Raw genomic sequence first — 20,182 nt, forward strand, 5'->3', positions numbered from 1 at the left:
CTGCACAGTTTGCGGCACAACATCCGGCACATCCGATGCGGCCCTTTTCACCCATCTCCCGCGCCCCGCCTTGACCCGATCCCCCCGCCCGTGGTTCTTGTCCCGGCCATGACCGACAGCCCCGAGAAACCCAAAGCCAAGCCGCGCAAGGCGGCCACCAAGGCCGCGCCCGCCCCGGCAGCCGCGCCCCTGCGCCGTCGCATCCTGCGCTGGGCGGGCCGGATCGCAGGCGGTATCGCGGGGCTTTACCTCCTCCTCATCCTCCTCTTCTCCTTCCTTCCGCCGCCCATCAATTTCTACCAGTTGGGCGAAAGCATCCGCCTCGGCGGGATCGAGAAGGACTGGGTCCCGATGGAGGATATCGCCCCTGTCATGGCCCGCGCCGCCGTCGCGGCCGAGGATGCAAACTATTGTCTTCACTGGGGTTTTGACATGGCCGCGATCCGCGAGGCGGTGGCCGAAGGCTCCAACCGCGGGGCCTCGACGATCAGCCAGCAGACGGTCAAGAACGTCTTCCTCTGGCATGGCCGGTCCTGGCTCAGAAAGGCGATGGAGGCCGCGCTGACCCCGGTGGTGGAAACGCTCTGGTCGAAAAGCCGGATCCTCGAGGTCTATCTCAACGTCGCCGAATTCGGCGAAGGCGTCTTCGGCGTGCAGGCCGCCGCGCAGCACCATTTCGGCGTCGATGCCAAGGACCTCAGCCCGACACAGGCCGCCCGCCTTGCCGCCGTCCTGCCCGATCCCAAGGGCCGCTCCGCCTCCAACCCCTCCAACTTCGTCCGCCAAAGAACCCGCGCCATCCTCTCCGGCGCCGAAACCATCGCCGCCGACGGCCGCGCCGCCTGTTTTCAGGAATGACCGTTGAAATCCCGCCCCCGAAGGGGCAAGAGACTCCGGACCGTTACATTTCCCCCCGGGCTGCATTCATCCCATGATCCGCCTCTATCACTTTCCCCTCTCGCCCTTTTGCCGCAAGGTCCGTCTGACGCTTGCCGAAAAGCGCCTTGAGGTGGAACTGGTCGAGGAACGCTATTGGGAACCCACCCCCGATTTCCTGCGCCGCAACCCTGCCGGCAAGATCCCCGTCCTGCGCTGGGACAGCCGCGTGATGTCGGAAAGCCAGGCGATTTGCGAGTTTCTGGAGGAAACCGTCCCCACCCCGCAACTCATGCCCCGCGACCCCGAACAGCGCTACGAGGTGCGGCGTCTCTGCGCCTGGTTCGATGACAAGTTCCATGACGAGGTCACCTCGAAACTCCTCTACGAACGCGTCAACAAGAAGGTGATGGGGCAGGGCTATCCCGACAGCAAGAACGTCAAGTTCGGTGCCAGCCGCATCAAGTACCACATCGACTATCTCGGCTGGCTGCTGGATCAGCGCCGCTGGCTGGCGGGCGATGTGATGACGCTGGCCGATTTCACCGCCGCCGCGCATCTGTCCTGCCTCGACTACATCTCCGATGTGGACTGGAACCGCTCGGCCACGGTGAAGGACTGGTATGCCAAGGTGAAATCCCGCCCCAGTTTCCGCACCCTCCTGGCCGATCAGGTGCCGGGCTTCCCGCCGCCACAGCATTATGCGGACCTCGATTTCTAGGCCCCGGCCGGGCAGGGGGGCTGTCTGCCCCCCACGGCGCGTGCCGCGCCTCCCCCCGAGAGTATTGGGGCCAAGATGAAAACCGCCAGCTTGAAGGAACGGCTGTCAGACCAGGCCCGCGCCGAAGGCTTTGCCGCCATGGGCATCTGCGCCCCGGACGCAATCCCCGAAGCCGCCGCCCGCCTGAGGACCTTCCTCGCCGAGGGCCACCATGGCCAGATGCAGTGGATGGCCGACCGGTCTGACTGGCGCGGCAACCCCGCCGCGCTCTGGCCCGAGGCGCGCTCTGTCATCATGCTGGCCGAGGCCTATACGCCCGAAACCGACCCGCTTGCCATCCTCTCCCATCCCGACCGCGCCGCGATCTCGGTCTATGCGCAGGGGAAGGATTACCACGATCTGGTGAAGCGGCGGCTGAAACGGCTGGGCCGCTGGCTGCTGGATCAGGCCGGGCAGGGCGAGGCGATCAAGGTCTTCGTCGATACCGCCCCCGTGATGGAAAAGCCCCTGGCACAGGCCGCGGGCCTTGGCTGGCAGGGCAAGCATACCAACCTTCTGTCGCGCAATCTTGGCAACTGGGTCTTCCTCGGCGCGATCTTCACCACGATCGACCTGCCGAAGGATGCGCCCGAGTCCCAGCATTGCGGCAGTTGCACCGCCTGCCTCGACATCTGCCCCACCCGCGCCTTCCCCGCACCCTTCCGCCTCGATGCCCGGCGCTGCATTTCCTACCTCACCATCGAACACAAGGGGCCGGTGGACCCCGACCTCCGCCCCCTCATGGGCAACCGCATCTATGGCTGCGACGATTGCCTTGCCATCTGCCCCTGGAACAAATTCGCCAAGGCGGCCTCCGAGATCGGCTATCAGCCCCGCATCGGTGCGCCCGACCTTGCCGAACTTGCCACGCTGGATGACACCGCCTTCCGCGCCAGCTTTGCCGGCAGCCCGATCAAGCGGATCGGGCGCGACCGGTTCATCCGCAACGTCCTCTACGCCATCGGCAATTCCGGCCTGCCCAGCCTGCGCCCCGTGGCACAGGCGCTGACCGCCGATCCCGACCCGACGGTGGCCGAAGCCGCACAATGGGCGCTGTCCCGCCTGTCCTGAGGCGCGGTTTGGGCAGATGCCTGCAAGGCCATGCATATGACCATAGGTCGGCCGCCGATTCCCTGCTAGGCTCACGCAACCAGAACAGGAGGACGACATGACCAAGCACATCGCCGACAAGCGCGCCCCCTCCACCGGCAGCCGCGTGCAGCAGTTCCTGCGCCTGTCCCGCACCCCGCGCGAAACGTGGCACCGCCCGCGCCCGGCCGCAGGCTCCAGCCGTCTGATCCACTTCCTGCGCATCTCGCGCGGGCGGACGGCTTAACGCGGGCGCAACCTGTCGCGCAGCGCGGCGACCTCGTCGCGCAACGCGGCCGCCTCAGGCAGCACCAGCCCTGTCCGCTCCAGAAAACAGCCCGGCACTGCCGCGGCCTTCTCGCGCAGCGCCCGCCCCGCCTCGGTCAGCGTCAGGCGAACCTGCCGCTCATCCGCCGCATCGCGCCGCCGCGTCACCCATCCCGCCTGTTCCAGCCGCTTCAGCAGCGGCGTCAGCGTATTGCTGTCCAGCATCAGCGCCGCGCCGATCTGCCCCACCGTCTGCCCGTCCTCGGCCCAGAGCGCCGACAGCGCCAGATATTGCGGATAGGTCAGCCCCAGCGGCTCCAGCAGCGGCCTATAGGCCGCCTGCATCGCATGGGCGGCCGAATACAGCGCAAAGCACAGCATCTGGGGCGGGGGAAGGGTGTCACTCATGCGTCATGAATATATCGCACGCGATCCTTGCGCAAGCGATTGACTCTACCCCCCGACTCGCCGTAGTTAAATCGCATACGATTTAATCGCACACATGGATGGAGGAAGACCGATGAGTGTTGATCCCAAGTACTGGACCGAAGCGCAGGCCACCGGCGGTGGCCGCAACGGGCTGGCGAAACTGGCGGATGGCAAGCTGACCGTCACCATGACCAGCCCCAAGGAACTCGGCGGGTCCGGCGCGGGCCATAACCCGGAAGAGCTTTTCGCCATCGGCTATGCCGCCTGCTACCTCGGCGCGATGCGCTTTGCCGCCAGCAGCGAAAAGCTGGGCACCGTGCCGGACAATGCCACCGTCAACGCCCATGTCGGCATCGGTCCCCGCTCCGATGGCGGTTTCGGCCTTACCGTGAAACTGGTCGTCGCTCTGCCGGGCCTTGATCGCGCGGTTGCCGAAAAGATCGTCGAACGCGGTCATTTCATTTGCCCCTATTCCAATGCGACCAAGGGCAACATCGCCGTGGAAACCGTTCTCGCCTGATCCGGGCAGGGGCCGCTTGCGGCCCCGCCTTCGCCGGGCATAGGCTGGCCCCGAACATCATTCGGGGCCGCCATGACCAATCCGCACTGGATCTACACCCAGACCATCAAGACCTTCGCCGCCGGGGCCGAACCAGGCTTCGAAGACCCCGGCGAACTTGCCGCCACCTGGGGCAAGGTCTGGGGCATCGACAATGACGTGGGCCGCATCCGCGAAATCCTGATGCACCGCCCCGGCCCGGAAATGGCCGTCGTCGATCCGACCAAGCGCCTGCCCGAGATCGGCTCTTACGGCGACCCCGCCGTGGGCTGGTATTTCCAGTCCGACACCCCGCCCGATATCCCCCTGATGCAGCGCCAGCATGCCGCCTTCGTCGCCGCGCTAGAGGCGGAAGGCGTCATCGTCCATTACCTCGACGGCGAGGCCGGCAATCGCCTGAAACAGGTCTATACCCGCGACCCGCTGATCATGGTCAAGGGCGGCGCCATCATCTGCCGCATGGGCGCCCGCATCCGGCGCGGCGAGGAACTCGCCGTCACCCGCACCCTCGCCCGTCTCGGCATCCCGATCCTGCGCACGATCAACGGCACCGGCGTCATGGAAGGCGGCAGCTTCGCCTGGCTGAACGAAAAGACCTGCGCCATCGGCGTGGGCGTCCGCGTCAACCGCGACGGCGCCGAACAGGTGCGCGAGGTGCTGGCGCGCCAGGGGGTGGAACTCCTGATCGTCGATCTGGTGGGCTATGACATCCATCTCGATGTCAGCTTCCTGATGATCGACCGCGATCTGGCGATCCTCAATCCCATGGGCCTGCCCTTCTCCTTCCTCGAAGACTTGAAGGCCCGCGGCATCCGCTGGATCGAAACCGATCCTGCCGATGACGGCTGGATCGTCAATTCACTGGCCATCGCGCCCGGCAAGGTGCTGATGCCCGAAGGGGCCACCAACCGCACCTTGGACCGGCTGGCGGCGGCAGGCGTCACCTGGACCACCATCCCCTATGCCGAAGTGCAGAAGAACGGCGGCGGGCTGCATTGTTCCACCACCCCGCTCATCCGGGACAGTCTCTAGCCTCGCCAGATCACCGCCATCGCACCGGCTTGACGAAAAGGCGGGATGGTCTGATCCTTTCCGGGTGACTGAGTGCCTCGACCCACAATTGAAGAGGGGTTCATGTTGTCCGTTGCATTGGGCTATGGCCTTGTTCTGGCCACAGCCGTTATCGTTATTTTTGCGGATATCCTGCTGAAATTGGCCGCCGATCAGGGCCAATCTGTCTATCATCATCACGTCCTTTCCGGCTGCGCGCTTTACGTCCTTTCGGCGCTCATCTGGTTCGGGGCGATGCAATCCGTGGGAATCGCACAGGCCGGCATGGCCTATGCGATGTTCACCCTCGTCGCGCTCTGCGCCATCGGGGTTTGCTGGTTCAACGAACCCTTCGGACTGCGCGAGATGGCCGGTCTTGGCTGCGCGATCCTGGCCATGGTGCTGATGGTGCGCTTCCACTGAGGCGGCCCTGCTCCGGACGGGGCAGGGGACGGCAGGTATCGGAAGGCAAGAAAGGCGACACCCGCCATCGCGGGCATCGCCCCTCATCTGTTGGTCGGCCCGCCCCGGCGGGGCGGATTGCAGCGTCAGGCCCGAACCAGCCGCTCATACTCGGTGGCCACCCGCTTCGTCAGGTCACCCACCTCGAAATTGTAATCCCCGATCTGGCCCACCGGCGTCACTTCCGCCGCCGTCCCGGTCAGGAAGCACTGCTGGAACCCTTCCAACTCCGACGCCTCGATCCGGCGCTCATGCACCTTGATCTGCATGTCCTTCAGCATCCCGATCACGGTCTGCCGCGTGATCCCGTTCAGGATCGCATCCGGAATCGGCGTATGCACCTCGCCATCCTTGACGAAGAAGATATTCGCCCCCGTCGCCTCGGCCACATAGCCGCGATAGTCGAACATCATCGCGTCGCTGCACCCCTTCGCTTCGGCCGCGTGCTTCGACATGGTGCAGATCATGTAAAGCCCCGCCGCCTTGGCCGCATGGGGGATCGTCTCGGGCGAAGGCCGCTTCCATTTTGCGATGTCCAGCTTTGCGCCTTTGAACTTCGCATCGCCGTAGTAATTGCCCCAGGACCAGCAGGCCACCGCCAGCCGGATCGGGTTCCGCTTCGACGCAACCCCCATATCCTCGCCCGCCCCGCGCCAGGCGATGGCACGCACATAGGCATCGGTCAGGTTATTGGCCTTCAGCACGGCCTCCTTGGCCGCGTTGATTTCTTCCACGCTATAGGGCAGCGGCATGTCCAGCAACTCGCCCGACATGCGCAGCCGCTCCGAATGCTCGGTCGATTTGAAGATCTTGCCGTTATAGCAGCGCTCCCCCTCGAACACCGCGCTGGCATAATGCAGCGCATGGGTCAGGATGTGGACATTCGCGCCGCGCCACTCCACCAGCTTGCCATCCATCCAGATGAACCCGTCGCGATCGTCGTAACCAGCCATGTCCCACTCCCAAGGGCAGAATTTCCGATTGTTGCGCCGATTAAGTCCGATCCGGACATAATATTGCGCGAAAGCGAGGCTGAGCTAACAGTTGTGACTTGGAAAGTCAACAAGGCTGACGTAAATTCCTCGCAATCAAGGGAGGGACCGATGGCAGAGGGCACGACCGGCGGCGAAGGGCTGCTCTTCCTCACCGATGAACAGCTTCGCAAGGGAATCGAGGCGATGTTCTTCGCCTATCGCGGCTTTACCGCCGATCCCGACCGCATCCTCGAAACCATGGATTACGGCCGCGCCCATCACCGCGCCATCCATTTCATCCACCGCTCCCCCGGCACCACCGTCTCGAACCTCCTCGCCATCCTCGGCGTCACCAAGCAGAGCCTGAACCGCGTGTTGCGCAGCCTGATCGACGATGGTCTGGTCGAGGCGCGCGTCGGCAAATCCGACAAGCGCGAGCGCAACCTCTACCTCACCCCCAAGGGCCAGGACCTTGAACGCCAGCTTTCCGATGCGCAACGCGCCCGCATGCGCGCCGCCTACCGCGCCGCAGGTCCCGCCGCCGTTCAGGGCTTCCGCACCGTGCTCGAAGCGATGATGGACCCCGAGATGCGCAGACAGTATCAATCCCTCCGCGAGGGAGAGAAATGACCGAACCGCAAGCCCATCTTCTGGTCGTCGATGACGACGAACGCATCCGCGGCCTGTTGCAGAAATTCCTGATGCGCAACGGCTATCTCGTCACCGTGGCGCGCGATGCCGCCCAGGCCCGCCGCCTGCTGGGCGGGCTGGACTTCGACATGATCGTTCTCGATGTGATGATGCCGGGCGAAGACGGCATCACCCTGACCCGCGAACTCCGCGCCCGCAACGCGGTGCCGATCCTGCTGCTCACGGCGCGCGGCGAAACCCAGAACCGCATCGAAGGGCTGGAGGCCGGGGCCGATGATTACCTCGTGAAACCCTTCGAACCCAAGGAACTGCTGCTGCGAATCAACGCCATCCTGCGCCGCGTGCCGCAGGTGCAGCCCGTGCCGCAGGCCCCCAAGGTGCTGCATATGGGGGCCGTCCGCTATGACATGGACAGGGGCGAACTCTGGCGCGGCACCGATCCCGTCCGCCTGACCGCCACCGAATCCGCCCTGATGCGCCTCTTCGCGGCCCAGCCCGGCCAGCCCATCCCGCGCGAAAAACTGGTGGGCGATCTTGGCAGGGGGGGCGAGGAGGGCGCGCAGGAACGCGCCGTCGATGTGCAGATCACCCGCCTGCGCCGCAAGATCGAGGATGATCCCCGTCAGCCCCGCTATCTGCAAACGGTGCGCGGCGAAGGCTACATGCTCCAGCCGGATTGAACGGGCGGAAAGCCCCGGGGGTTTCACCCCCGGACCCCCAGAGTATTTTTCCCAAGATGAAGGAGGCAGGGGCCTTGGCGACCATCGTCTACGGACATCCCGACTGCCTGACCCATGTCACGCCCCCCGGCCATCCGGAATGCCTGGATCGCCTCCATGCCGTGGAACGCGGGCTGGCCCATCTCCCCGTGATCCGGAGCGAGGCCCCGACGGCCCCGGAGGACGAGGTGCTGCGCTGTCACCCTCCCGCTTATCTGGCCAAGGTCCGGCGCGCCCTGCCCACCGAAGGCTGGGTCGCGCTGGATGGTGACACGATCCTGTCGCCCGGATCGCTCAACGCCGCGCTTCGTGCCGTCGGGGGGATCACCGCCGCAGTGGATGCCGTCATGGCAGGGCAGGCGCAGAATGCCTTTGTCGCCGCCCGCCCCCCCGGCCACCATGCCGAAACCGCCACCGCGATGGGATTCTGCCTCTTCGGCACGGTCGCCATCGCGGCCAGGCGCCTGCTCGACCACCACGGCCTGACCCGCGTCGCCATCGTCGATTTCGACGTCCATCACGGCAATGGCACGCAGGATCTGCTCTGGGACGAGGCGCGCATCCTCTTTGCCTCCACCCATCAGATGCCGCTCTATCCCGGCACGGGCAGCGCGGCCGAAACGGGGGCGCATCGCAACATCCTCAACCACCCCCTTCGCCCCGGCACCGGCAGCGCCGCCATGCGCGCGGCCTATGATGCCCACATCCTCCCCGCGCTCGATGCCTATGCCCCGGAATTCCTCCTGATCTCCGCCGGGTTCGACGCGCATGAGGCAGACCCCCTCGCCTCCCTCGCCTGGCAGACCGAGGATTACGCCTGGCTCACCCACCGCCTCTGCGACGTCGCCGACGCCCATGCCCATGGCCGCATCGTCTCGACACTCGAAGGCGGATATGATCTTCCTGCGCTTCAGGCCTCGGTGGCCGCGCATGTGGGCGTGTTGGAGGAACGTGGCAGATGACGACGAAACCCGTATCCGAAATGACCTTCGAAGAGGCCATGGCCGCGCTGGAGCAGGTCGTGAACCAGCTTGAACGCGGCGAGGTTGCGCTGGAGGAATCCATCGCCCTTTACGAACGCGGCGCCGCGCTCAAGGCGCATTGCGCGGCCAAGCTCAAGGCCGCCGAGGAAAAGGTCGAACTCATCCGCGCCCAGGAAGGCCGCGCCATCGGCACCACCCCAGCGGAGGGGATGTGAGCTTTTCCGAAACCCTGACGCAGGATGCCGCCGCGATCGAGGCGCATCTGATGGCCGCGCTCAACCATCGCGCCGACCAGCCCGTCATCCATGCCATGCGCTATGCGCTCCGGGGCGGCAAACGCCTGCGCGGTTTCCTCGTTCTGGAAGGCGCGCGGATGCATGGGCTTTCCACCGCGCAGGCCCTGTCTGCGGCGGCGGCGGTGGAATCGCTCCATGCCTATTCACTCGTCCATGACGACATGCCCTGCATGGATGATGATGACCTGCGCCGGGGCCAACCCACCGTCCATGTGAAATGGGACGAGGCAACGGCGGTTCTGGCCGGTGACGCGCTCCAGACCCTCGCCTTCGAGCTTCTCGCCGATCCGGCGCTGGGTTCCGGCGACACCCGCATCGCCCTTGTCGCCGGTCTGGCCAGGGCCTCCGGCGCCGAAGGCATGGTGCTGGGGCAGGCACTGGATATCGCTGCCGAAACCGCCGCCGCGCCCCTCACGCTCGACCAGATCACCGAATTGCAGGCCGGCAAGACCGGCGCGCTCATCCGCTGGTCTGCCGAAGCCGGGGCCATCCTCGCCGGGGCCGATCCGAAACCTCTCGCCGCCTACGCCACCGCGCTGGGCCTTGCCTTCCAGATCTGGGACGATGTCCTCGATGTCGAAGGCGATGTCGCCAAGACGGGCAAACGCCTGCACAAGGATGCCGATGCAGGCAAGGCGACCTTCGTCTCGCTCCTCGGCCTCGATGCGGCAAAGGCGCGCGCCCGGTCTTTGATTGCCGAGGCCGAGCACCACCTTTCCCCCTATGGCGACCGGGCAGTGAACTTGATCGCCTGCGCCCGCTTCGTTATCAGCCGCGAAAGCTGACGCGCCCCCAGATGCCCCCCAAGACGCCCGCCCGGAGGGCCGCATGACCGACCGACCGAAAACCCCGCTGCTGGACCGCATCACCGCGCCCTCCGACCTCAAGGCCCTCTCGGACCGCGACCTCCGGCAGGTTGCCGACGAACTGCGCGCCGAAACCATCAGCGCCGTCTCCGTCACCGGCGGGCATCTGGGCGCGGGTCTGGGCGTCGTCGAACTGACCGTGGCCATCCATGCCGTCTTCGACACCCCGCGCGACAAGCTGATCTGGGACGTCGGCCACCAGTGCTATCCGCACAAGATCCTGACCGGCCGCCGCGACCGCATCCGCACGCTCCGCACCGAAAACGGCCTGTCGGGTTTCACGAAACGCAGCGAGTCGCCCTACGATCCGTTCGGCGCGGCCCACAGCTCCACCTCCATCTCTGCCGCGCTGGGCTTTGCCGCCGCGCGCGACCTTGGCGGCGATCCGGGCGATGCCATCGCGGTGATCGGCGACGGCTCCATGTCCGCCGGCATGGCCTTCGAGGCGATGAACAACGCAGGCCATCTCAAGACCCGCCTCTTCGTCATCCTGAACGACAACGAAATGTCCATCGCGCCCCCCGTCGGCGCGCTCTCCTCCTACCTCTCCCGCCTCTATGCCGAGGCCCCGTTCCAGGATTTCAAAGCCGCCGCCAAAAGCGCGGTCAGCTTCCTGCCCGAACCCTTCCAGGAAGGCGCGCGGCGCGCGAAAGAGATGCTCAAGGGCATGGCCGTTGGCGGCACCCTGTTCGAGGAACTGGGCTTCAACTACATCGGCCCCATCGACGGCCACGACCTCGACCAGCTTCTCCCCGTGCTGCGCACCGCCCGCGCCCGCGCCACCGGGCCCACGCTGATCCATGTTCTGACGAAAAAGGGCAAAGGCTACGCCCCCGCCGAAGCCGCCCGCGACCGTGGCCACGCCACGGCCAAGTTCGACGTGCTGACCGGCGTGCAGGCCAAGGCCGCCTCCAACGCGCCCAGCTACACCAAGGTTTTCGCCCAATCCCTGATCGCAGAGGCGGAGCGGGATGAAAAGATCGTCGCCGTCACCGCCGCCATGCCCGATGGCACGGGCCTCAACCTCTTCGCCGACCGCTTCCCCCGCCGCTGCTTCGACGTGGGCATCGCCGAACAGCATGCCGTCACCTTCTCGGCCGGTCTTGCCGCCGGGGGCCTGCGCCCCTTCTGCGCCATCTACTCCACCTTCCTGCAACGCGGCTATGATCAGGTCGTCCATGATGTCGCCATCCAGCGCCTTCCCGTCCGCTTCGCCATCGACCGCGCGGGGCTTGTCGGGGCCGACGGCGCCACCCATGCGGGCAGTTTCGACGTGGCCTTCCTCGCCAACCTGCCCGGCATCGTGGTCATGGCCGCCGCGGATGAGGCGGACCTCATGCACATGGTCGCCACCGCCGCCGCCCATGACGATGGCCCCATCGCCTTCCGCTATCCGCGCGGCGATGGCGTCGGCTGCGACCTGCCCGCCCGTGGCACGCCCCTGACCATCGGCAAGGGCCGCCTGATCCGCGAAGGCGGGCGCGCCGCGATCCTCTCCTTCGGCACCCGCCTGTCTGAGGTGCTGAAGGCCGCCGAGTCGCTCGCCCAGCGCGGCCTTGCCCCCACGGTGATCGACGCCCGCTTCGCCAAACCGCTGGACCGCGACCTGATCCTGAACGCCGCCCGCCACCACGAGGCGCTGATCACCGTCGAGGAAGGCGCCATCGGCGGCTTCGGCAGCCATGTCGCGCAACTGCTCGCGGACGAGGGCATCTTCGACACAGGGTTGAAATTCCGCAGCATAGTCCTGCCCGACATCTTCATCGACCAGGCCAGCCCCGACCGCATGTATCAGATCGCCGGAATGGACGCCGCGCAGATCGAGGCAAAGGTCCTCTCCACCCTCGGCGTGGCGGTGGTGGGGCGGCGGGCCTGAGGTTTGCGTTAATGCGCAATTAACTTGACCGATTTACGGTAACGCGCAATCCTTCAAGGGATCGCGCAATGCAGGTCATCCTGTCCAGAACCGCCACCAAGGCGCTACGCCGGATGCCGCGCACGGATGCAACGGCACTGCTGGCCAAGCTGGATCACTGGGCGGCAACAGGGCAGGGCGACGTCCGTCCCCTGACGGGGGAGACGGGGCTGTTCCGCCTCCGCCACGGCGACTGGCGCGCGATCTTTGAACAGCGGGGGGACGTACTCGTCCTTCTCATCGCGCACCGGAGGGAGGTTTGCAGATGAACCACGCCACCACCCCCAAGGGCGACATGCTCATCGTGCTGACCCCGCAGGAATACGAAACCCTGCGCGGCGATGCGGCGCTGGCCGCCGCAGCCCAGGCCGCCCGGTCGCGCGATACAGCCGCCCCCCGGATGCCTGCCGATCTGGCGCAGGCGATGATCGACGGCACGCTCCACCCCCTCACTGCCTGGCGGCAGGCGGCGGGCCTCACGCAGGGCGCGCTGGCCGAACGGGCCGGGCTTCGGCTTTCCACCGTCTCCGATATCGAACGCGGCAAGATCGACCCGCGCCTGTCCACCCTGCGCGCCCTTGCAAACGCGCTGGGAACCGACATCGACGACATCGTCTGACCTAACGCCCCGCCAGCCGCTCCTCCAGCGCGGCGATCCGCGCCATCAGTTCCGCATGCCGCGCCGCCGCCTCATCCGGCTTGTCGGCCTCTGCCGCCTCCTGCATCGCGTTCACCACCAGACCGACCAGCAGGTTGATGACGGCAAAGGTCGTCACCAGGATGAACCCGATGAAGAAGATCCACGCATAGGGATAGACCTCCATCACCGGCCGCACCACCGCATCGGCCCAGCCTTCCAGCGTCATCACCTGAAACAGCGTCAGCGCCGTCGCCCCCAGATCGCCGAACCTGTCGGGGAAACTCGCCCCGAACAGCTTCGTTGCCATCACGGCCGACACGTAGAACAGGATCAGCGTCAACAGCAGCACCGACCCCATCCCCGGCAACGCGCGCAGGAACCCTTCCACCACCCGCCGCAGGCTGGGCGCCATGGAAATCACCCGCAGCACCCGCAGCACGCGCAGCGCCCGCAGCACCGACAGCCCGCCCGTCGCCGGCATCAGCGCCACGCCCACCACGGCCAGATCGAACAGGTTCCACCCCGACCGGAAGAACCGCCCCCCCAGCGCGAACAGCTTCAACACCAGTTCCGCGACAAAGATCGCCAGACAGATGCGGTCCAGCGTCAGGATCACATCCCCCGCCGCCGCCATCACGGGCTTTGATGTCTCAAGCCCAAGCAGCACCGCATTGAACAGGATCACGCCCATGATGAACCGGGTCACCAAAGGCCGCTCAAGAAAGGTTTCCGCCCTTTCGCGCAGGGTCATCTTTTGCACTCCACTCCGAATCAAGGTGCCCGGACCTTTCAGTCCGGGCACCCTTGCAGTTTAGGCCATCACTCGGCCGGTTTCACGACCTCGGCCTTGTCATCCTTCGTCTTCCACAGCGAGAAGATCACCCCTGCCGCCAGGATCGCGAAGGTGATGCCCAGCGACCAGCTCGGCGGGAACTTCTCCCAACCCATGATATCCGCGATGAAGATCTTCGATCCGATAAACACCAGCAGCAGCGACAGCGCGTACTTGAGGTAGGCAAAGCGGTGCAGGATCGCCGCCAGCGCGAAATACAGCGCCCGCAGGCCAAGGATGGCAAAGATGTTCGACGTATAGACGATGTAGGGGTCCGTCGTGATCGTGAACACCGCAGGCACCGAGTCGACGGCAAAGACAAGGTCCGCGATCTCGATCAGGATCAGCGCGATGAACAAGGGCGTCGCATAGCGCACCATCTTCCCGCCCGCATCCGGCTTCTGCACGAAAAAGCTGTTGCCATGCAGCTCTTCCGTCACCCGGAAGCGGCGCTTGATGAACTTCAGAACGGGGTTGTTGGCGATGTCATGCTCGCCTTCGCCCACGAACATCATCTTGATACCGGTAAAGATCAGGAAGACCGCGAAGATATACAGAACCCAGGAATAGGACGCGACGATCGTCGCCCCCAGCCCGATCATGATGCCACGCAGCACGATCACGCCCAGGATACCCCAGAACAGAACCCGGTGCTGATAGGCGCGCGGCACCGCAAAGAAGGTGAAGATCAGCGCGATGACAAACACGTTGTCCATCGCCAGCGTCTTTTCGACGACAAAGGCCGTCAGGTAATGGGCCGTAGGCTCCCACCCCATCTGCCAGTAGACGAACCCGGCAAAGCTCAGCCCCAGCGCAATATACATCGCCGAAAGCTTCAGGCTCTCCGCAACACCGATCTCGTGATTTCCGTCCTTGTGCAGGACACCAAGGTCAAACGCCAATAGCGCGATGACCAAAGTGATGAAGAGCAGCCACATCCACATGGGCTTGCCCAGAAACAGCAGGAAGAGAAATTCCATTCCCCGTTGACCTCTCTTGAACACGTCCAAGCGCCGCAAGGTCAGCCGATCAGGTCCGGGCATGACATCGAGACGCACTCGATGCGGTCCGACATGGCGCTTTCGCGTCAGAGGGGCCCGGCCCGCCCGCAAAAGGTGGGAAGCAGAGTCACGAATTCAAGTCTCTGCACTGCAGAATTTTCACGCGCCCGTGATCCGCGCGTGATCACCCTCGGCGGCCAGCAGTCCGGCCAGCCCTTCGCGATAGGTGGGATAGATCAGCGTCACGCCCAACTCCGCCTTGATCCGGTCATTCCGCACCCGCTTGCTCTCGGCATAGAAACTGCGCGCCATCGGCGTCATCTCGGCCTGATCGTAGGGAATGGCCTCCGGCAAGGGCAGGCCCAGCAGTTCTGCCGCATGCCCGATCACATCCTCCGGCGGGGCCGGATCATCGTCACAGACATTGTAGATGCCCCCCGCCCTTGGCCGTGCAATGGATGCCTCCAGAACCTGCGCGATATCCTCCACATGGATGCGGCTGAACACCTGCCCCGGCTTGATGATCCGCCGCGCCGTGCCGTCGCGCACCTTCTCGAACGGCCCGCGCCCCGGCCCATAGATCCCCGCCAGCCGGAAGATCTGCAAGGGCAGCCCCAGCGCCGCCCAGCCCCGCTCCGCCGCCACCCGCGCATGGCCCCGCGCCGTGGTGGGGGTCAGCGCCGTCTCCTCATCCACCCAGCCGCCCGCATGATCGCCATAAACGGCGGTCGTCGAAAGATACCCCACCCAACGGGGCCGCGCCGCGCGCAACTCCTCCGCATGGTCGCGCAGGATCGGATCGCCCGCCTCCTCGGGCGCGACCGACACCAGAACATGCGTCGCCGCCGCCAGCGCCTCGCGCAACGATCCGGGCAGCAGCACGGGCTCCACCCCCGCCGCCTCCAGACGCCGCGCCTTCTCAGGCCGCCGCGTGGTACCGATCACCCGCCAGCCCTGCGGCAGCAACCGCTGTGCAAGGGCTTCGGCCGAATAGCCATGTCCGATGGAAAGAAGCGTGTTCATGGGCGCGACTATCCCCCGCCCGCGCCCCCGCCGCAAGGCCGCCCCGCAATCGCCCCGCCCCGCAATCGCCCCGCCCCGCGTCGCAAAGCCTTCACTTGCCCTTGCCCCCCCCTTTCGGATTAGATGCCGGATCAAATTGATGACGATGAAAGATACAGACCGAATGAACGACGACGCCCTTCCCCTTCTGACCCCCGATGTTCAGGCAGCCGAGGCCTTCACCGACCCCGCCGCCGCCGTCGCCCGTCTGGAAGAGCTTTACTTCGCCGCCACCGCCTTCCTGTCGCAGCATTTCACCGCCGCCGTGACCGGGTGCAAACCCCATGCCCGCATCCGCGCCTTCTACCCCGAGATCCGCCTCACTACGACCAGCCATGTGAAGACCGACTCGCGCCTTTCCTTCGGCCATGTCGCGGAACCCGGCACCTATTCCACCACCGTCACCCGCCCCGACCTCTTCCGCAACTACCTGACCCAGCAGCTTGAACTCCTGATCCGCCACCATGGCCAGCCCATCGTGATCGGCCCGTCCGAAACCCCGATCCCCGTGCATTTCGCCGTGGCCGGAAACCCCAAGGTTTCCGTCCCGCAGGAAGGCGTGCTGGAATTCTCGCTGCGCGACATCTTTGACGTGCCCGATCTCGCCACCACCAATGACGACATCGTCAACGGCACCCGTCAGGTCCATGCCGATGGCTCGCGCCCCCTCGCCCCCTTCACGGCGCAGCGCGTGGATTACTCCCTCGCGCGCCTTTCGCATTACACCGCCACCGATGCAGCGCATTTCCAGAACCACGTCCTCTTCACCAACTACCAGTTCTACGTCGATGAATTCGAAGCCTATGCCCGTCAGGTTCTGGCCGATCCGGCCAGCGGCTATACTGAATTCGTCGCCCCCGGAAACCACATCCTGACGGCCCCGGACGGCACCCTGCCGCCCCCCGCCAAGATGCCCCAGATGCCCAGCTACCACCTGAAACGCGCCGACGGGAACGGCATCACCCTGGTCAACATCGGCGTCGGCCCCTCCAACGCCAAGACGGCCACCGACCATATCGCCGTCCTGCGCCCCCATGCCTGGCTGATGGTCGGCCATTGCGCGGGCCTCCGGAACTCGCAATCCCTGGGCGATTTTGTCCTCGCCCATGCTTACTTGCGCGAAGATCACGTGCTCGACGACGATCTCCCCGTCTGGGTCCCCATCCCCGCCTTGGCCGAAATTCAGATCGCCCTCGAAGACGCGGTGGAAGAAGTCACCCAGCTCGAAGGCTATGAACTCAAACGCATCATGCGCACCGGCACCGTCGCCACGATCGACAACCGCAACTGGGAACTGCGCGACCAGTCCGGTCCCGTGCAGCGCCTCTCGCAATCCCGCGCCATCGCGCTCGACATGGAATCCGCCACCATCGCGGCGAACGGCTTCCGCTTCCGCGTCCCCTACGGCACGCTCCTCTGTGTCTCTGACAAACCCCTGCACGGCGAACTCAAACTCCCCGGCATGGCCTCCGAATTCTACAAGACCCAGGTCGCCCGCCACCTCCAGATCGGCATCAACGCGATGGAGCGGTTGCGCGCCATGCCCATAGAACGTATCCACAGCCGCAAGCTCCGCAGCTTCGATGAAACGGCCTTCCTCTAGGCCACACTCGGACGGGCCACGCAGCGTAAACCGGCCGGACCGGTCAGAATGGGCTTGATTTGTTCGGCAAAACAGAATTTAGCGACAACCAGTCGCTTCATGGACAGGGAAAGCCCCGCACCATAACGGGGCCCGCAAACGAAGGAACATGACATGTCGAAACCGATGACCAAGACCCAGCTCGTCGCCGCCCTCGCCGAAACGATGGGGTCGGACAAGAAGACGGCCAATGCCGCGCTGGATGCCATCGCCGCCGTCGTGGCGCGCGAGGTTGCCGCCGGTGGCGCCGTGACGCTGCCGGGTCTGGGCAAGGTCGTCTGCCGCGCCCGGCCGGAGCGTCAGGTGCGCAACCCCGCCACCGGCGAAACCGTGACCAAGCCCGCTGACAAGCAGGTGAAGTTCTCGATCGCCAAGGCGCTGAAGGACAGCGTCAACGCCTGATCGCAGGCCTTGGCCGAACACAGGGCCGCCCCGCAACGGGCGGCCCTTTTCCGTAAAGGATGCCGATGGACCTGCGCGCCCTCCTGATGGGGCTGATCTTCGCCCTGATGTGGTCCTCCGCCTTTGCCACTGCCCGCATCATCGTGGCCGATGCCGCCCCCCTCGCGGCCCTGGCGGCCCGCTTCCTGATCTCCGGCGCGCTGGCCGTCGCCGTTGCCCTGGCGCTGGGCGCGCGTTTCGCCCTCACCCCGGCACAATGGCGCTCTGTCGCCGTCTTCGGCCTGCTTCAGAACGCCGCCTATCTCGGCCTCAACTTCGTCGCCATGCAATGGGTCGAGGCGTCGCTTGCCGTCATCATCGCCGCCTCCATGCCGCTCATGGTCGCCGCGCTCTCCTGGGCCTTCCGGGGCGAACGCCTGCCACCGCTCGGCCTCGCCGGCCTGATCGCGGGCTTCGCCGGGACGGCCCTCATCATGGGGACCCGCCTCTCCGGCGGCGCCGATCCGCTCGGCACCCTGCTCTGCGTCCTCGGCGCCCTGGCACTGGCCGTGGCCACCCTCACCCTGCGCTCGGCCTCCGGCGCGCAGGGCGGTTTCGGCCCGCTCCTCCTGATTGTCGGCCTCCAGATGCTGGCAGGCGCTGCGGCTCTGGCGGTGATCGCCCTCCTGACGGAGCCCTTCCGCCTGACGCCCAGCCTGCCGCTTGCGCTGGCCTTCGCCTATCAGATCGTCATCCCCGGCCTTGCCGCGACGCTGATCTGGTTCGCCCTCGTCCGCCGCATCGGCCCCACCCGTGCGGCGACCTTCCACTTCCTCAACCCGGCCTTCGGCACCGCCATCGCGGCGCTTCTGCTGGGCGAAAGCCTCCGCCTGACCGATATCCTCGGCGCGGCCATCGTCGCCGCCGGCATCCTCGCCGTGCAGCTCTCGCGCCGGGCCTAGCCGATCACCCCACGCACACCGCCCGTCTGCCCACGATCCAACAGCAGATGGTCCAGCAGCACGCAGGCCATCATCGCCTCGCCCACCGGCACGGCACGGATGCCCACGCAGGGGTCATGCCGCCCCTTGGTGATCAGATCGATCTCCTCGCCCTTCACAGTCACCGTCCGCCGCGGCGTCAGGATCGACGAGGTCGGTTTCACCGCGAAACGGCACACCACCGGCTGCCCCGTGGAAATTCCGCCCAGAATCCCCCCCGCATGGTTCGACAGGAACTCCGGCCCCGCCGCCCCCATCCGGATCTCATCGGCATTCTCCACGCCCGTCAGCGCGGCCGAGGCCATGCCATCGCCGATCTCCACGCCCTTCACCGCATTGATCGACATCATCGCCGCCGCCAGATCGCTGTCCAGCTTGCCATACAAGGGCGCGCCCAGCCCCGCCGGAACGCCCTCCGCGACAACCTCGATCACCGCGCCCACCGAATTATGCGCCAGCCGCAACTCATCCAGATAGGCCGCCCATTCCGCCGCCGCCGCTGCATCCGGGCACCAGAACGGGTTCCGCTCCACCTCCGCCAGATCAAGACGCGCCCGGTCGATCCCCTTCACGCCCATCTGCACCATATAGCCGGTGATCCGCAGCCCCGGCACCAGCCGCGCCAGCACCGCCCGCGCCACGGCCCCCGCCGCCACCCGCGCCGCCGTCTCGCGCGCAGAGGACCGCCCGCCGCCGCGATAATCCCGCACCCCGTATTTCTGGTGATAGGTGATATCGGCATGGCCGGGCCGGAAGGCCTGCGCGATCTCGCCGTAATCCTTCGACCGCTGATCGGTATTCTCGATCATCAACTGGATCGGCGTGCCCGTCGTCACCCCGTCGAAGACGCCCGACAGGATACGCACCTCATCGGGTTCCTTCCGCTGGGTGGTGAACTTGTTCTGCCCCGGCTTCCGCTTGTCCATCCAGGGCTGGAGATCGGCCTCGCTCAGCGCCACCCCCGGCGGTACCCCATCCACCGTGCAGCCCAGCGCGGGCCCATGGCTCTCGCCCCAGGTGGTCACACGGAAGATATGGCCGAAGGTGTTGAAGGACATCGCAAAGGCTCCCTGATCCGGCCCTGTCCATAGGCCAAAGCGGGGCAGGGCGCAAAGGGGTTCGGCAGACCGGCCGCCCAATCGGGCTGCCACAAAAGGGCATCCTGAAACAGAAGGGTGTCCTGAAACTGAAGGGGCTTGACCGCGCCAACCGGCGATGAGACGCCCCCTCACCCCTCACCCCTCACCCCTCACCCCTCACCCCTCACCCCTCACCCCTCACCCCTCACCCCTCACCCCTCACCCCTCACCCCTCACCCCTCACCCCTCACCCCTCACCCCTCACCCCTCACCCCTCACCCCTCACCCCTCACCCCTCACCCCTCACCCCTCACCCCTCACCCCTCACCCCTCACCCCTCACCCCTCACCGCATTAACCCTAACGCATCCCCGTTAACCTTAACGCCCCCCCAATTTCATCTGTTCAAAAATATCCCACGGGGGTCCGGGGGTGTGAAACCCCCGGTCCCGCTGCCTCCACCCGCGCCAACGATCCCCCCTTGCGCCCGCCACATCTGCCCTTATGTTCACCCCCACCTCGGGGTGCCCGCCGGACTGTGTCCGACGGGCTGAGATGCGAAAGCGGACCCGTTGAACCTGAACCGGATCATACCGGCGGAGGGAAGGTGCATGGATCGTCTCCATCTCCGACCACCCGTCGCATTTGG

Annotated in this window: 24 protein-coding genes and 1 riboswitch; of the genes, 18 read left to right on the forward strand and 6 right to left on the reverse strand. The window is 66.0% G+C overall.

Annotation, left to right across the window (positions count from 1 at the left end; all coding sequences use genetic code 11):
- Nucleotides 1-108: 108 nt before the first annotated feature.
- The 4 genes from mtgA to C0V75_RS23130 all read left to right on the forward strand — a co-directional run bounded on the left by mtgA (nucleotide 109) and on the right by C0V75_RS23130 (nucleotide 2,972).
- Nucleotides 109-858, forward strand: a complete 750-nt coding sequence (gene mtgA / locus C0V75_RS05200; protein ID WP_101919787.1) for a monofunctional biosynthetic peptidoglycan transglycosylase — start codon at nucleotides 109-111, stop codon at nucleotides 856-858.
- A 73-nt stretch (nucleotides 859-931) separates the two neighbouring features.
- Nucleotides 932-1,597: a glutathione S-transferase family protein gene (locus C0V75_RS05205; RefSeq protein ID WP_101919788.1), complete on the forward strand. Its 666-nt coding sequence runs from the start codon at nucleotides 932-934 to the stop codon at nucleotides 1,595-1,597.
- A 75-nt stretch (nucleotides 1,598-1,672) separates the two neighbouring features.
- Nucleotides 1,673-2,707: a tRNA epoxyqueuosine(34) reductase QueG gene (queG, locus tag C0V75_RS05210; protein ID WP_101919789.1), complete on the forward strand. Its 1,035-nt coding sequence runs from the start codon at nucleotides 1,673-1,675 to the stop codon at nucleotides 2,705-2,707.
- 97 nt (nucleotides 2,708-2,804) lie between these two features.
- Nucleotides 2,805-2,972, forward strand: coding sequence for a hypothetical protein (locus C0V75_RS23130; RefSeq protein WP_173861032.1), 168 nt, complete (start codon nucleotides 2,805-2,807; stop codon nucleotides 2,970-2,972).
- Here the strand turns inward: C0V75_RS23130 and C0V75_RS05215 are convergent.
- Nucleotides 2,969-3,400, reverse strand: a complete 432-nt coding sequence (locus C0V75_RS05215; RefSeq protein ID WP_101919790.1) for a MarR family winged helix-turn-helix transcriptional regulator — start codon at nucleotides 3,398-3,400, stop codon at nucleotides 2,969-2,971. The two genes, C0V75_RS23130 and C0V75_RS05215, sit on opposite strands and share 4 nt — an antisense overlap.
- 112 nt (nucleotides 3,401-3,512) lie before the next feature.
- On the opposite strand from C0V75_RS05215, the gene C0V75_RS05220 reads away from it, so the two are divergent.
- The 3 genes from C0V75_RS05220 to C0V75_RS05230 all read left to right on the forward strand — a co-directional run bounded on the left by C0V75_RS05220 (nucleotide 3,513) and on the right by C0V75_RS05230 (nucleotide 5,453).
- Nucleotides 3,513-3,941, forward strand: coding sequence for an organic hydroperoxide resistance protein (locus C0V75_RS05220; protein ID WP_101919791.1), 429 nt, complete (start codon nucleotides 3,513-3,515; stop codon nucleotides 3,939-3,941).
- A 72-nt stretch (nucleotides 3,942-4,013) separates the two neighbouring features.
- Nucleotides 4,014-5,012, forward strand: coding sequence for a dimethylarginine dimethylaminohydrolase family protein (locus tag C0V75_RS05225; RefSeq protein WP_101919792.1), 999 nt, complete (start codon nucleotides 4,014-4,016; stop codon nucleotides 5,010-5,012).
- A gap of 102 nt (nucleotides 5,013-5,114) precedes the next feature.
- The gene (locus C0V75_RS05230; protein ID WP_101919793.1) at nucleotides 5,115-5,453 is read left to right on the forward strand and encodes a hypothetical protein; all 339 of its coding nucleotides are present in this window, start codon (nucleotides 5,115-5,117) and stop codon (nucleotides 5,451-5,453) included.
- A 125-nt stretch (nucleotides 5,454-5,578) separates the two neighbouring features.
- Here C0V75_RS05230 and C0V75_RS05235 read toward each other — a convergent pair whose 3' ends face one another.
- Nucleotides 5,579-6,445: a branched-chain amino acid aminotransferase gene (locus C0V75_RS05235; protein WP_101919794.1), complete on the reverse strand. Its 867-nt coding sequence runs from the start codon at nucleotides 6,443-6,445 to the stop codon at nucleotides 5,579-5,581.
- A 150-nt stretch (nucleotides 6,446-6,595) separates the two neighbouring features.
- Here C0V75_RS05235 and C0V75_RS05240 point away from each other — a divergent pair, with 150 nt between their 5' ends.
- From C0V75_RS05240 to C0V75_RS23250, 8 genes are all read left to right on the forward strand, one after another.
- Nucleotides 6,596-7,096 carry a MarR family winged helix-turn-helix transcriptional regulator gene (locus tag C0V75_RS05240; RefSeq protein ID WP_101919795.1) on the forward strand — a complete coding sequence of 167 codons (501 nt, stop codon included), beginning with the start codon at nucleotides 6,596-6,598 and terminating at the stop codon, nucleotides 7,094-7,096.
- Nucleotides 7,093-7,797 carry a response regulator gene (locus C0V75_RS05245; protein WP_101919796.1) on the forward strand — a complete coding sequence of 235 codons (705 nt, stop codon included), beginning with the start codon at nucleotides 7,093-7,095 and terminating at the stop codon, nucleotides 7,795-7,797. The genes C0V75_RS05240 and C0V75_RS05245 overlap by 4 nt, the downstream gene beginning before the upstream one ends.
- A gap of 74 nt (nucleotides 7,798-7,871) precedes the next feature.
- Complete coding sequence (locus C0V75_RS05250) at nucleotides 7,872-8,798, forward strand: histone deacetylase family protein (protein WP_371410661.1); 927 nt, start codon at nucleotides 7,872-7,874, stop codon at nucleotides 8,796-8,798.
- Nucleotides 8,795-9,034 (forward strand): exodeoxyribonuclease VII small subunit, encoded by a 240-nt coding sequence (locus C0V75_RS05255; RefSeq protein ID WP_101919798.1) that lies wholly within the window; start codon nucleotides 8,795-8,797, stop codon nucleotides 9,032-9,034. The genes C0V75_RS05250 and C0V75_RS05255 overlap by 4 nt, the downstream gene beginning before the upstream one ends.
- Nucleotides 9,031-9,900: a polyprenyl synthetase family protein gene (locus C0V75_RS05260; RefSeq protein ID WP_101919799.1), complete on the forward strand. Its 870-nt coding sequence runs from the start codon at nucleotides 9,031-9,033 to the stop codon at nucleotides 9,898-9,900. Before C0V75_RS05255 ends, C0V75_RS05260 begins: the two co-directional genes overlap by 4 nt.
- 43 nt (nucleotides 9,901-9,943) lie before the next feature.
- On the forward strand, nucleotides 9,944-11,857 hold the full coding sequence (dxs, locus tag C0V75_RS05265) for a 1-deoxy-D-xylulose-5-phosphate synthase (RefSeq protein WP_101919800.1): 1,914 nt from the start codon (nucleotides 9,944-9,946) through the stop codon (nucleotides 11,855-11,857).
- Nucleotides 11,858-11,925: 68 nt separating this feature from the next.
- Entirely contained in the window at nucleotides 11,926-12,165 is a 240-nt protein-coding gene (locus C0V75_RS05270; protein ID WP_101919801.1) for a type II toxin-antitoxin system RelE/ParE family toxin, read from the forward strand.
- Complete coding sequence (locus C0V75_RS23250) at nucleotides 12,162-12,515, forward strand: helix-turn-helix transcriptional regulator (RefSeq protein ID WP_216821398.1); 354 nt, start codon at nucleotides 12,162-12,164, stop codon at nucleotides 12,513-12,515. Before C0V75_RS05270 ends, C0V75_RS23250 begins: the two co-directional genes overlap by 4 nt.
- Before the next feature lies 1 nt (nucleotide 12,516).
- On the opposite strand, the gene C0V75_RS05280 is transcribed toward C0V75_RS23250, so the two are convergent.
- The 3 genes from C0V75_RS05280 to C0V75_RS05290 form a co-directional block, all read right to left on the reverse strand.
- Nucleotides 12,517-13,287, reverse strand: coding sequence for an ion transporter (locus C0V75_RS05280; RefSeq protein ID WP_101919802.1), 771 nt, complete (start codon nucleotides 13,285-13,287; stop codon nucleotides 12,517-12,519).
- 68 nt (nucleotides 13,288-13,355) lie between these two features.
- Nucleotides 13,356-14,348 (reverse strand): TerC family protein, encoded by a 993-nt coding sequence (locus tag C0V75_RS05285; protein WP_101919803.1) that lies wholly within the window; start codon nucleotides 14,346-14,348, stop codon nucleotides 13,356-13,358.
- Nucleotides 14,349-14,528: 180 nt separating this feature from the next.
- A complete protein-coding gene (locus tag C0V75_RS05290; RefSeq protein WP_101919804.1) occupies nucleotides 14,529-15,392 on the reverse strand; it encodes an SDR family oxidoreductase in 864 nt (287 codons plus the stop codon).
- 163 nt (nucleotides 15,393-15,555) lie between these two features.
- On the opposite strand from C0V75_RS05290, the gene C0V75_RS05295 reads away from it, so the two are divergent.
- From C0V75_RS05295 to C0V75_RS05305, 3 genes are all read left to right on the forward strand, one after another.
- Complete coding sequence (locus tag C0V75_RS05295) at nucleotides 15,556-17,034, forward strand: AMP nucleosidase (RefSeq protein WP_101919805.1); 1,479 nt, start codon at nucleotides 15,556-15,558, stop codon at nucleotides 17,032-17,034.
- Nucleotides 17,035-17,187: 153 nt separating this feature from the next.
- The gene (locus tag C0V75_RS05300; RefSeq protein WP_101919806.1) at nucleotides 17,188-17,475 is read left to right on the forward strand and encodes an HU family DNA-binding protein; all 288 of its coding nucleotides are present in this window, start codon (nucleotides 17,188-17,190) and stop codon (nucleotides 17,473-17,475) included.
- Nucleotides 17,476-17,540: 65 nt separating this feature from the next.
- Nucleotides 17,541-18,416 carry a DMT family transporter gene (locus C0V75_RS05305; protein WP_101919807.1) on the forward strand — a complete coding sequence of 292 codons (876 nt, stop codon included), beginning with the start codon at nucleotides 17,541-17,543 and terminating at the stop codon, nucleotides 18,414-18,416.
- Here the strand turns inward: C0V75_RS05305 and aroC are convergent.
- A complete protein-coding gene (gene aroC / locus C0V75_RS05310) occupies nucleotides 18,413-19,513 on the reverse strand; it encodes a chorismate synthase (protein WP_101919808.1) in 1,101 nt (366 codons plus the stop codon). The genes C0V75_RS05305 and aroC overlap by 4 nt on opposite strands.
- A gap of 530 nt (nucleotides 19,514-20,043) precedes the next feature.
- Nucleotides 20,044-20,155: riboswitch (TPP riboswitch) on the forward strand.
- Nucleotides 20,156-20,182 lie beyond the last annotated feature (27 nt).

It is taken from the genome of Tabrizicola sp. TH137, from assembly GCF_002855575.1.
Classification (GTDB): Bacteria; Pseudomonadota; Alphaproteobacteria; order Rhodobacterales; family Rhodobacteraceae; genus Paragemmobacter.